Below are 12104 nucleotides of genomic sequence, written 5' to 3'. Positions count from 1 at the left end.
GCTTCCACTAAAGCCGCCTTTTGTGCTATTCGATTACTAAAGCAAAGCTTCCATTTGCTCTAACCAGATCATCCGGTCCATCACTGTCGCAGGTTTGGGATGGCGCGGGAAGCCGTTTTCAGCTGCCACCCAGGCAATCGCATGCTCATACGGACTCTCTGCCTGCCCGTTTCGAAACAAGCCAAATTCTGACGCGAGCCTTTTGGCGACAGTCGATGAGCCCCATGCAAAAATAAGATGATCGGCAGACCCGAGCAAAGCTTCACGCTCATCCACATTCCCTTCTTGGAATAACGAATGGGCGATACCGGCTTTATTGAACTGATTTTCAATGACCTTGAACTTGCCCATATTCCCTTCACAAATATCCGATAAATTGACGAGCGTGACTAGATTCCATCCTTGCCTCTCCATCAAGTTCATCAATTGGTATTGCGTCGGATTCGGTTTTGTGGAGACCCACTCTGCATCTCGCGGACTCTTCTCCGTCTTCCCTGCTTGCGCGCAATTGGATGGATTGATCATGACGATCACCGCGTCTGCAAGAGTGGCAAACACACCGTTTCGCCTGATGTGCGCTTCCCGGCGCATGAGGATCTTTTCGTTCGCTAGTTCGGCCTGATAAAACTTGGCCTCGACCGAAAAAATTTGCTTTAACTGTTCAGCTGGAATCAGCGACACCTAATCACTCCTTACGTTTTTGATGGATACCAGTCTATCAAATAGATGATTCTTGCACAAAAAAGCTCCCAAGCCATATTCGGCCTAGGAGCTTTCTATCGTTTATACTTTCGCGTCAACTTTGACCATGCCGTAAGAAGTGACAGCGTTCCACATCGTTTCTGGGATGTCGAGTTTGCCGACCAATTCTTGCGGAACCGTTTCGTTGATTTCTGATTCGTTTCCTTGCTTCACTTTTTCGGTCCATTCTGGGTCGACCAGTGCTTGGCGGCCCATGACAATGATGTCTGCTCCTTCTTCAAGCGCGGCTACTGCATGATCAGGACGTGTAACACCGCCGACGACGACGAACGCGACACGGCCGTCGATTTGTTTCGACAGAATTTGAACGATGCTATCGCCATCTTCCATGCCACGCGGTGCTTTTTTGAATTCCATAAGCGATACGTGGAGATAATGGATGCCGCCTTCGATCAAACGCTCGACCAATTGTTGCGTTTCTTTGATCGTGTAACCGACGGATTCTGCATTGTTTTCTTCCGGTGATAAACGGTAGCCGATAATGAAGCTGTCGTCTGCATGTTTCGCAGCTACTTGCTTCACTTCATCCAAGACGGCTAAAGCGAATTTCAAGCGGTTCTCTAAGCTGCCGCCCCACTCGTCTTCGCGCTGGTTGTATGTCGCCGAGACGAATTGCTGGATCAAATACGTATTGGCGCCGTGGATTTCCACTCCGTCAAATCCGGCTTCAATCGCGCGGCGCGTCGTTTCGCCGAAATCACGGATGATGTCGGTGATTTCTTCACCCGTCAAAGCACGTGGTGTTGGCTTGTCTGCGGATTCTGCGATGGCACTCGGTGCGACCGTTTCGCCCGCTTCGATCAAATCTGGCTGGCCTTGGCGACCGCCATGCTGCATTTGCAGGATCGCTTTGCTTCCTTGTGACTTCATTTCCGTCGCTAGTTGCTTGAGGCGCGGCATGACATCGTCTTTATATGCGATGAATTGGTTCGGGAATGCGAGACCATTTTCCGATACCGCGATGCAAGCAGAGACGAATAGGCTGCCAAGGTCTGCGCGGCGGCGGTAATAGGCAAGTTCTGCATCTGAGACTGTGCCGTCTGGATTTCCTGAATAGGTTGTCATCGGGGCGACGCCTAAACGATCAGACAGGACAACGCCGTTTGGCAAAGTGATTTCTTCAAATAATGATTTATATTGCGGGTTCATTTTATGACCTCTTCCCTTGAATTAAAGTTAGTTATATTAAAATATCATAGCATTAGGACAACTACAACAATACGAGCTTGACGAGCTGGAAGTTTTACTTTTTTTCCATGGGAGTGGTACGCTTTTCAATGCAAACTTATTCCAAGGAGGAATTGACATGACCCCAAACACATACAGAGAAATCCACTTAGCGAACCGCCCAGAAGGCATACCAACTGACAACGACTTTAATTTTGTCGAAAAAGAAATCCCAGCTATCGGTACAGATGAATTATTGCTGAAAACTTTATACCTTTCCGTGGACCCGTACATGCGCGGTCGCATGAAAGACCAGAAATCCTATGTGGCGCCATTCGAATTGAATAAAGCAATTTCAGGCGGCATCGTCGCAGAAGTCATCGAATCGAAATCCGAACACTTCACACAAGGCGATATCGTCACAGGTTCCATGGACTGGGCTGAATACAACGCGGTCGAAGCGAAATCCGTCCAGAAAGTGGACCCATCCATTGCGCCAATTTCCACACGCCTTGGCGTACTCGGGCTGACAGGTCTCACGGCATACTTCGGCCTGCTTGATATCGGCAAGCCGCAAGAAGGCGAAACAGTCGTCGTTTCCGGCGCAGCAGGAGCTGTCGGTTCCATCGTTGGGCAAATCGCCAAACTAAAAGGTGCACATGTTGTCGGCATTGCCGGCTCACAGGAGAAAATCGATTACTTGATCAACGATCTTGGATTCGATGAAGCCGTCAATTACAAAGACGACAACTTCAAAGAAGCTTTCCAAAAAACCATTCCGAACGGTGTTGACGTCTATTTCGACAATGTCGGCGGCGAAGTATCGGACGCAGTCATAGTGGAGATTAACCGCAATGCACGTGTCGTATTGTGCGGCGCCATCTCAGCTTACAACAATCCGGAAGCAGATATCGGCCCACGCATCCAGTGGAAATTCATCACGACGAGCTCGATGATGAAAGGCTTCACGCTTGGCGATTATGCGCACGATTTCAAAACTGGCGCACAAGACCTTGGCAAATGGCTGCAAGAAGGCAAATTGAAATACGAAGAAACGATCACCGAAGGCTTCGACAATACGCCAAAAGCTTTCCTTGGCCTGTTCGATGGCAGCAACCTCGGCAAACAATTGGTGAAAGTCGCAGATCCAGATTTCGCTAAACTGTAAATCTCACTTTCTTCTATAAAAACACAAAAGCTGAAGCGGGAACCTAAATGGGTTCCTGCTTCAGCTTTTTTTGTATCATCCTTTTTCAATGACTTCTCCAGAATAAGCAGCATGGTAAATGGCGTAAATGTCTTCTCTCTCAAGCGGCATCGGGCTTCTCCCGAGAATCCTCGTTTGCTTGATGCCATCGTCCGCCAAGCTGTCCAAGGCGTCTTCCCCAATGTCGAAGCCTTTCAGCGACACGGGAATATGCACGTCGGCGACGAGCTTTTTCAATTCCTCGACGCACGTATAGGAAGCTTGTCGTTCATTCATTTGGGTGACATCGACCCCCATCGCCTCGACGATGTCCTTCATTCTCTTCTCACAGCTCGGGCGAATGTAGCCCATAACATATGGAAGCAAAACGGCATTCGACTCACCGTGCGAGATATGGAACTGGCCGCCGAGCGGATACGCCAAAGCGTGCACCCCAGCAACGCCGGCGTTGAAAAAGGCCAATCCTGCCAAATAACTGCCGTAGCTCATATTGCTGCGTGCTTCTTTGTTTCCCCCGTCTTCTACCGCCGTGCGGATCGACCCGCTGATCAAGCGGATCGCCTGCAACGCCAAACCGTCTGTCACGGGGTTGGCGTTTTTCGATACATACGCTTCCACTGCATGCGTCAACGCGTCGATGCCCGTCGCCGCTGTCACTTTCGGCGACAAGGAAACCGTCAACGCCGGGTCGACAATCGCCACATCCGGCAATAAATAATCATGCGTCACGACATCTTTGGTGGATTCCAAAGACAACACCGCAATATTCGTTACTTCAGAACCTGTTCCTGAGGTCGTCGGAATCAGTATTTTCGGTATGCCTTTATCAGTTAACGCTCGTTCCCCCGTCAAATTCAAATAGTCGGCCACTTTTCCTTCATGCGTCGCGAGAACCCCCGCTAGTTTCGCAAGATCTAGGGCACTGCCGCCGCCAAGGCCGATGACTAAGTCGAATTTATGTTCTTTCGTGTAAGCGACTAATTTTTCGCCGACTTCCAAAGGCGGCTCCGGGACGACTTCTGTATAGACGCTCGTCTTCCACCCTTTTGCTTCAAGCGGTTCGACGATTTTTCTCGTCATCCCGAGCTCTTCCAGAAACGGGTCGGTGACGATGAGGATATTGCTGGCGTTCAGGCGTTCCGCTTCAACCGTTAGCTGTTCCAATGCGCCCCAGCCGGTATAGCTGATCGGCATGAATGTAAGTTTGCTCGACACATCATTCACTCCTTTTCCCAATTCTTTACGATTGATTCCAGATGACCAATTTCATTTCAGTCATTTCTTCAATGGTGTATTTAAGTCCTTCTTTCCCGTTGCCGCTTTCTTTCACACCGCCATAAGGCATCTGATCGACGCGGAATGTTGGGATGTCGTTGATCAGCACTCCGCCAACTTGCAGCTTTTTCGAAGCATAGAAGGCTGTCTTGATATCATTCGTAAAAATCCCGGCTTGCAGTCCGAAATCCGAGTTGTTGATTTCATGGATGCCTTGTTCGATCGATTGGATCGGATTGACAATGACGACAGGCGCAAACACTTCCTGGCACGACACTTTCGAATCTGTTGCCACGTTAGACAAGATAGTCGGTTGGAACACATCATCTTCAACTGCTCCTCCAGCGATTAGCGTAGCCCCTTCATCAACCGATTCCTTGACCCACTGTACAGCCCGTTCTTGTTCTTGTTTGGAAATCATCGCTGACAGATCGGTCTTCGCATCCAGTGGATCTCCTATCACCAATTGACTGGCCGCTGTTTTGAAACGGGACAGGAAATCATCCATCAAGCTGTCCATAATGTAAATCCGCTGCAAGGAGATGCACACTTGCCCTTGGTTCGAAAAAGCACCGGCAACCGCTTTCTCCACCACCAAATCCAGATCGACTCCTTCGTCGACGATCATCCCTGCATTCGATCCCAGTTCCAAGGCGACTTTCTTCAGTCCTGCCTTATCCCGTATCCCTTTGCCGACAGCCGGGCTTCCTGTAAAGGTCACCATTTTCACTCGGTCGCTTTCGACCAACACATCACCGACTGTTTTGCCGCTGCCTGTGACCAGGTTGAATGCGCCCTTCGGCAAATCTGTCTGATCCAGCAGTTCGGCCAGGAAAAAGGCCGAAAGCGGAGTTTGGGAAGCTGGTTTCAATACGACTGTATTGCCTGCAGCTATCGCTGGACCTATTTTATGAGCGACCAAATTTTGCGGGAAGTTGAATGGCGTAATTGCTGCCACGACGCCTAAAGGTTCGCGCATCGTATAAGCTAAGCGGTTGTTCCCGCCTTTTGCCGCATCTATCGGAATCATTTCTCCAGATAACCGTTTCGCTTCTTCAGCCGCGAATTTATACGTTTCAATCGTCCGGTCAATTTCCCCTAATGCAAATTTCAACGGCTTAGCTGATTCTTGGGCAATGATTTTTGCCGCTTGCTCTTTATGTTCAATGAACAGTGAAACCAATTGCTCAAGGATGGCCGCACGCTCGTAGGCCGTCAATGCTTCCATGGCCTCACGTGCTTCAGCAGCTGCTTCAATCGCCGCTTCCACATCTGATACGGAAGCTTTCGGAATTTCACCGATTTTTTCATTCGAGTAAGGCGAGAACAGCTCGGCATAGTCTGTTGTTTCTTGCCATTGACCGTTTAGATAAAGTTTCTTTTTCATACGTGACATCCTTTCATCCGTTAAGCATTTTCTTTCGTTTCCGGCACAAGGTCTTTCGTGAATGTCTCATCCGATTCGTTCTTGAAGAAGTCTTTGCCATAAATCAATAAGCACAATGCGATACCGACTGGGAAAGCCCATGCCGCTCCTTTAATGACTAGCACGGCTCCAATAATGCCGGCAATTCCCAAATCACTTTGACTTCTCGCTTCCAAGATCCCGACTTTCACGCTGACATATCCTTGGATTAACAGCGTTAACGCGAGAGCGATTCCGAGAATTGGCTGAACCAAGCTGACGATTGGCAATAACAACAAGCCGGTATTCGTTCCCCATCGGAATGAACCTGCGCCCCCGATGAAAGAATCCATCGCTTTTCGGCCATCTTTATATCGCTGAACCACGACCACTTGCATCGCTGCCCATAAAGGACCCGCCATGGTCACATCTGGCCCGAGTACACTCATCGCTGAATTTCTCGCACCGAAAATCAAATGTGCACGGTTCGGATTGTAGTCAAGTTTTTCATCCGGTCGTGATAAGTCTGCTTCTTTTACTAATGCTTTCGTCTGCAATACATCGCCGAAAAGAACAATATACGCCGCCAGGACCGTTGGAATACCTGTGACAAACAGCATCAACGGCGGGAACCCTAGACCAAACATAGTGTAGTTCGTCCATAGGCCGACAAAATCAGGCGAGATCAAGCCCCATTCAATCGTCGGCCATGGCGCTTCGCCAAACAGCGGCGCAATCACAATAGCGATGATGATGATCGGGAAAATGCCTAGCTTTCCGACCAAGCCCCATATCGGATGGGTTGTTTTGAGTTTATCGAAATGCTTTGAAAACAATAAATAGAAACCAATACCGACAGCAATTGAAATTGTCCATGGGAAGGTTTCAAAACGGCCGCCTACTTCAAAAATCGACGCCACTGCGGCAAATCCGGCACCTAGAATAATTCCGGCCCTAATGGCAGAAGGAATGCTCGATACGACTTTGGCAGCCAATCCGGTCGATCCAAGAAGAATCGCAAACACCCCTAAGGTCATCTGAAAAGCGATCAATGCATGTATCCTCTCAGGCCCTTCTGGAAACTGCATGCAATACAGCATGATCAGCGGAATCGCCGGTGTAATCCATCCCGGAACTGCTGGATCCCCGAGCAAATGATGCAGCAAATAAAAGGCCCCGTTCAGCAATACAATGGCTAACGCCACTTCAAAAGGCATCCCAAGCAATTCGATCAATAACGGAATCGCAGCTAGATCAACTGCGCACATTAACAGGCCTTGCACATAATCCGGCCACTCAAATCGATAGTGAATAAACGGCAAGCGAATTTTAAACGGCCCCGCTGGAATAAAAGGTGACTCTTCTCCAAACTCACGTTGTTTCCATTTCATATACATCCCCCAGTTTCTTCGTGAAATTTTTACCCCATTGCTATTTAGATGAATACCAGTTCATCTTCCCCAATGAAAGCGCCATCATTTTCACTAACAATAAAATGGTTACGTAACCATTTTGAGTGAAAAAAAAGGGCTTATACCCTCCTTCTTGCCATTGTTGTCTTTCTTTCGAATAGTCTAACAGCTTTTGTGATTTGAATACAAGGGTTATTTTTCTCGCGAATCATATCGATCAGTGTTTCGATCGCCAATTGACCGAGATTCGCCGATGAAGTAACGCCGACCGTGGTTAAGTTGATGGAGGCATGCTGGCCGATTTCTACATTGTCGATGCCGATGATGCTAATATCTTCCGGGACGCGATAGCCTGCTGAAATATAAAAATCCATCATCTGGATCGCAATAGCATCTGTCGCTGCATAAATCGCCGTCGGTTTGTCTTTCAACTGTTCCATTTTCAAAAAAGTTTTATGCAATTCTTCTTTGCTTGTATCGGTTAGAAAAACCCGCTCTTGCTCCACTGAGACATCATTTTTTTGAAACGCTCTCAAAAAGCCGTCATACCGGCCTTTGAATGTGCTGACTTCTAGGGGCCCACCCACCCAGCAAATCGTCTCATGACCAAGCGATAATAAATAATCAGCAGCTAGAAAACCTGCCTGTTCGTTATCCATTTCAACAAAATTCTTATTGCTTTCGTGCTTTCTATTGTAAGTAATGAAGGGAATTCCTGATTTTTCCAACTTATGGAAAACAGGATCCTCTATCAAAATAGAGGACAGGATTATGCCGTCCACTTTGTTTTCAAATATGGAGTGGTACGTATCGGTAATGTTTTCGTTTTTAGAAAAATGGACATTCACTTTAAAGCCGTTTTCATTGGCAAAATTAACTATGGATGTTGTCGTTTCTACAAAAAACGGGTTAAACAAAGGCCCTGACACCAAGGCGATGGTATCGGTTTTTTGCTGGACGAGCGAGCGGGCATTCGCATCCGGAATATAATTTAACTCGTCGATGGCCGCCATCACTTTTTTATACGTAGGTTCTTTTACTCGATCGGGAGTATTCAACACACGTGACACGGTCGTTTGCGAAACACCTGCATATTTTGCTACATCTTTTGATGAAACCATATGAACCCCCTCAGCTGATATAAGTTATGGAACATCTATGAACACTAATTGAATGGCATCCATGAGCGCCTATGTTTTCAGTGTTTGTCGAAACAGGCTTTCACTGAAATATTACACGAAAGTCGATGATCGATAAAGGGGGAGCTAGCATCCAAGGCTTTATTGTCCCATCACATAAAAAAACCCGCTCCCCATTTCAGGACAGCGGGTTTCATGCTTATAACATTTTCTCTAAAGCCATCTTCGCTTCCACGGACGTTTTCTTATCTACTTGAATGCGGTTAAGGACACGGCCTGCCACCAGTTCTTCCAAGATCCACGTAAAATGCGGCAAATCGATGCGGTTCATCGTCAAACACGGACACATAAATGGATTTAAGGAGACGATATCACGGTCTGGAAAATCCTTGATAAGCCGGTTGACAAGGTTCATTTCCGTGCCAATTGCCCATTTCGATCCTGGTTCGGATGCTTCGATCATGTCGATGATGTATTTCGTGGAACCCGCAAAATCAGATGCGCTGACGACTTCGTACGTACATTCCGGATGGACGAGGATATTGCGATCAGGTTCTTTCATACGCAGGTTGTCGATGTGTTTCGGCAGAAAATTCATATGGACCGAGCAATGCCCTTTCCACAAGATCACTTGCACTTCTTCTATGGCGCAGTCGAGTTCAAGCTTCTGTCTGATGGGATTCCATACAGCCATCTGCTCGAGCGGAATACCCAGTTTCACCGCGGTGTTGCGCCCAAGATGCTGATCGGGCAAGAACAGCATGCGCTGCTTTTGCGCCAAGGCCCATTCAACCATTTCTTCGGCATTGGAGGAAGTGACGGTCGCCCCGCCGTTGCGGCCGACAAAAGCTTTGATCGCCGCTGTCGAATTGACGTAGGTCAGTGGAACGATAGTATCGCCATATAATTTCTGCAATTCCAGCCAAGCGCGTTCAGTTTGGTCGATATTGGCCATATCCGCCATCGAACAGCCCGCCCGCATATCCGGCAAGATGACCGCTTGATGCGGTTCGGTCAAAATATCGGCCGTTTCCGCCATGAAATGGACGCCGCAGAATAAGATATAATCTGCCGTTTGGCGGCCGGCAATTTGGGACAATTGCAGTGAGTCGCCTTTAACATCGGCATATGCAATTACTTCGTCTTTCTGGTAATGGTGGCCCAGAATATACAGTCGGTCCCCAAGTGTTTCACGGGCCTGTTTTGCTCGTTTGTGCAGTTCTTCAGTCGATGCAGTTAAGTAACTTTTTGGCATGGCGTCCGCCATTTGTAGTTCTTCAAGCAAAGAAGTCATCGTACAAATACCTCCTTATGGGATATGGAAAGATTCATGCTCATATCAAGATTCGACACGCTGTGGGTTAAGGCACCAATCGAAATGACATCGACGCCGGTGTCGCGGTAAAGCGCGAGCTTCTCGAGATCAATGCCGCCGGATGCTTCTGTGCGAATCGATTCTGGCACAAGCTGGACCCAGTGCCGAATTGTCTCAGGTGACTGGTTATCAAACATGATGGCGTCAGGTTGAGCTTCTATAGCCTCCATCAATTGCTGCTCGGTTTCGACTTCCACTTCGATCATCGTCATATGGCCGAGTGAGTCGCGCACTTTTTTCACTGCCTCAATGATCGAGCCGGCAGCCGCGATGTGATTGTCTTTTAGCATGACTGCATCGTACAGCCCGTTTCGGTGATTGAACCCGCCGCCTGCGCGAACTGCGTATTTTTCAAACATGCGCAGCCCCGGGGTCGTCTTGCGGGTATCGACGATTTTAGTATGGCTCGAACCGAGCGCTTCGACACAGTTCGCCGTCAAGGTCGCCACTGCGCTCATGCGCTGAACTAAGTTCAATAACACCCGCTCCCCGGCAAGCAGCGAGGCGACCGGGCCAGTTAATTTCACGATGGCTTCTCCTGCTTGGACCCGGTCTCCATCCCGTTTCAACAGTTCCACACTGACCGAGGCATCCAATAGCCCGTATCCCCATATGTAACAGTCGAGCCCTGCAATGACGCCGTCTTGTTTCATGCGGACGATGGCTTCGCCGTGATCGGTATCGCTAAACAATACAGACGATACGTCGCGGTCCCCGATATCTTCGAGTAAAAATTGCTTTAACGCTTGTTCTGCTTTCAAACGATTCATCATACTGTCTCCTTGGATTGAATTTTACGCTCACTTAAATGCGCACCGTTCTTCGATAACTCGATGACTTTTCCGGTCCACTGTTCTTTCATTTCCGGGATATCGACCCGGTAATGGCCGCCCCGGCTTTCTTCACGCAATAAAGCGGCTGTCGCAATGAGGCTGCTTGCGGTGCTTCGGTGGATCTCGGCAATGAGCTCATCCGAATAGTCACGAAGTGGAAACGAACGCAGCGGATGCGCCTTCAGAAATCGTTCCAGTTGTTTGGGATGTCTCAAAATTCCTGCGACATGTGTCATTTCTTTTTTCAATTCACTTTCATCTAGCGCTTCAAAATCAAGCCGTTGGTTAGCGCTGAAATTTACAGGCACGTCCAGTGGCACTTCTGGATGAGTAAGTTCTGTGATGCGTTTAGCCAGACGTCGACCGAATACCAACCCTTCAAGCAAAGAATTGCTCGCCAGTCGGTTCGCTCCGTGGACGCCAGTAGATGCCACTTCCCCGATGGCAAAAAGTCCTGCAACCGTCGTCGCGCCGTAGCTGTCCGTTTTTACTCCGCCCATATGGAAATGAGCGCCGGGACGCACCGGGATCCGTTCGTAGCGCGGGTCGATCCCGTGGCGCAAACAATTCGTCTGGATTGAGGGAAAGTGTTGAGCAAACTCAGCCACTTTTCTGGCATCCAAGTACACAGGGCCATGTTGTTGCCAATGCCATTCAATGGCTCTCGCCACGACATCACGCGGTGCGAGTTCCATGAGTGGATGGATGCCTTCCATGATGCGCTTGCCGTTCCGGTCCACCAGCAGGGCTCCTTCCCCGCGAACCGCCTCTGAAATCAATCCGCAAGACTTGCCGCCGATGGTTAGGACCGTCGGATGGAATTGGACAAACTCCAGATCTTCCAGCACCGCTCCTGCGTGGTAAGCAAGTGACAACCCGTCGCCCGTTGCAACGGAGGAGTTCGATGTCTGGTTATACAATTGGCCAATCCCTCCTGTCGCAAGAACGATGTGACGGGCACGGATAATCGTGCGGTCACCTGTAGGCTGAGAGACAAGAACACCCGTGCAACGCCCTTGAGAAATCATCAATTCCAGAGCTTGATGGCCCGATAAGCGCGTAATGTTCTCTGCGGAATCTTCCAATAGAAACTGCATCAGTATGCTTCCGGTTTGATCGCCTCCTGCATGCAAGATGCGCCTGGTGCTATGCGCGCCTTCCATGCCAAGAGAGGGCTGGCCGTTTCGATCTGCATCATAAGGCAATCCTTGTGCAAGCAATTCCGCTACGATGTCAGCTCCTTCACGGACTAATATATCCACCCGTTCGGCATCTGCGTGATGGGCCGAAGCGAGCATGGTATCTATGGCATGGGATTGTGCACAATCGTCCAAACTGATGCTCGCGGCAATGCCGCCTTGTGCGAGTGCAGTGTTTCCTGCGTAAGCGTGCTGTTTAGTCAGCAAGGCAATCGAATACGAATCGGGTAGCGAACGCGCAAGCATGAGCCCGGCTACGCCTCCTCCGATAATGCAAACATCATACAAACTTTACACCTTCTTTACAAGTGTCTTGACACCATTAATGAC

General features: G+C 49.0%; 10 protein-coding genes. 1 reads left to right on the top strand and 9 read right to left on the bottom strand.

Annotation, left to right across the window (positions count from 1 at the left end):
* Window positions 1-36: 36 nt before the first annotated feature.
* Entirely contained in the window at window positions 37-681 is a 645-nt protein-coding gene (locus BBI11_RS04005; protein ID WP_068460862.1) for a DUF1643 domain-containing protein, read from the bottom strand.
* A 102-nt stretch (window positions 682-783) separates the two neighbouring features.
* Window positions 784-1911, bottom strand: a complete 1128-nt coding sequence (locus BBI11_RS04000; RefSeq protein WP_068460859.1) for an NADH-dependent flavin oxidoreductase — start codon at window positions 1909-1911, stop codon at window positions 784-786.
* Window positions 1912-2068: 157 nt separating this feature from the next.
* On the opposite strand from BBI11_RS04000, the gene BBI11_RS03995 reads away from it, so the two are divergent.
* A complete protein-coding gene (locus BBI11_RS03995) occupies window positions 2069-3097 on the top strand; it encodes an NADP-dependent oxidoreductase (protein ID WP_068460858.1) in 1029 nt (342 codons plus the stop codon).
* 75 nt (window positions 3098-3172) lie between these two features.
* On the opposite strand, the gene BBI11_RS03990 is transcribed toward BBI11_RS03995, so the two are convergent.
* The 7 genes from BBI11_RS03990 to nadB all read right to left on the bottom strand — a co-directional run bounded on the left by BBI11_RS03990 (window position 3173) and on the right by nadB (window position 12062).
* Window positions 3173-4330 (bottom strand): iron-containing alcohol dehydrogenase, encoded by a 1158-nt coding sequence (locus BBI11_RS03990; protein WP_418312513.1) that lies wholly within the window; start codon window positions 4328-4330, stop codon window positions 3173-3175.
* Window positions 4331-4376: 46 nt separating this feature from the next.
* On the bottom strand, window positions 4377-5798 hold the full coding sequence (locus tag BBI11_RS03985) for an aldehyde dehydrogenase family protein (protein WP_068460853.1): 1422 nt from the start codon (window positions 5796-5798) through the stop codon (window positions 4377-4379).
* A gap of 20 nt (window positions 5799-5818) precedes the next feature.
* Window positions 5819-7207 (bottom strand): hypothetical protein, encoded by a 1389-nt coding sequence (locus BBI11_RS03980; RefSeq protein ID WP_068460851.1) that lies wholly within the window; start codon window positions 7205-7207, stop codon window positions 5819-5821.
* A gap of 140 nt (window positions 7208-7347) precedes the next feature.
* Entirely contained in the window at window positions 7348-8349 is a 1002-nt protein-coding gene (locus BBI11_RS03975; RefSeq protein WP_068460849.1) for a LacI family DNA-binding transcriptional regulator, read from the bottom strand.
* Between the two features lie 217 nt (window positions 8350-8566).
* Window positions 8567-9661, bottom strand: coding sequence for a quinolinate synthase NadA (gene nadA / locus BBI11_RS03970; protein WP_068460847.1), 1095 nt, complete (start codon window positions 9659-9661; stop codon window positions 8567-8569).
* Window positions 9658-10512, bottom strand: a complete 855-nt coding sequence (gene nadC, locus BBI11_RS03965; RefSeq protein WP_068460846.1) for a carboxylating nicotinate-nucleotide diphosphorylase — start codon at window positions 10510-10512, stop codon at window positions 9658-9660. Before nadC ends, nadA begins: the two co-directional genes overlap by 4 nt.
* Window positions 10512-12062: an L-aspartate oxidase gene (nadB, locus tag BBI11_RS03960; protein WP_083389002.1), complete on the bottom strand. Its 1551-nt coding sequence runs from the start codon at window positions 12060-12062 to the stop codon at window positions 10512-10514. The genes nadC and nadB overlap by 1 nt, the downstream gene beginning before the upstream one ends.
* Window positions 12063-12104 lie beyond the last annotated feature (42 nt).

It is taken from the genome of Planococcus maritimus, from assembly GCF_001687625.2.
GTDB classification, from domain to species: Bacteria; Bacillota; Bacilli; order Bacillales_A; family Planococcaceae; genus Planococcus; species Planococcus maritimus.
Note: the sequence above shows the minus strand (reverse complement) of the source record. Positions and strands in the feature narration are given on the sequence as shown.

What these genes read in the sequence shown, in the direction of transcription:
- BBI11_RS04000 (WP_068460859.1), bottom strand. Translation starts at nt 1,911, where the DNA reads ATGAACCCGCAATATAAATCATTATTTGAAGAAATCACTTTGCCAAAC.
- BBI11_RS03995 (WP_068460858.1), top strand. Translation starts at nt 2,069, where the DNA reads ATGACCCCAAACACATACAGAGAAATCCACTTAGCGAACCGCCCAGAA.
- BBI11_RS03990 (WP_418312513.1), bottom strand. Translation starts at nt 4,330, where the DNA reads ATGCCGATCAGCTATACCGGCTGGGGCGCATTGGAACAGCTAACGGTT.
- BBI11_RS03985 (WP_068460853.1), bottom strand. Translation starts at nt 5,798, where the DNA reads ATGAAAAAGAAACTTTATCTAAACGGTCAATGGCAAGAAACAACAGAC.
- BBI11_RS03980 (WP_068460851.1), bottom strand. Translation starts at nt 7,207, where the DNA reads ATGAAATGGAAACAACGTGAGTTTGGAGAAGAGTCACCTTTTATTCCA.
- BBI11_RS03975 (WP_068460849.1), bottom strand. Translation starts at nt 8,349, where the DNA reads ATGGTTTCATCAAAAGATGTAGCAAAATATGCAGGTGTTTCGCAAACG.
- nadA (WP_068460847.1), bottom strand. Translation starts at nt 9,661, where the DNA reads ATGACTTCTTTGCTTGAAGAACTACAAATGGCGGACGCCATGCCAAAA.
- nadC (WP_068460846.1), bottom strand. Translation starts at nt 10,512, where the DNA reads ATGAATCGTTTGAAAGCAGAACAAGCGTTAAAGCAATTTTTACTCGAA.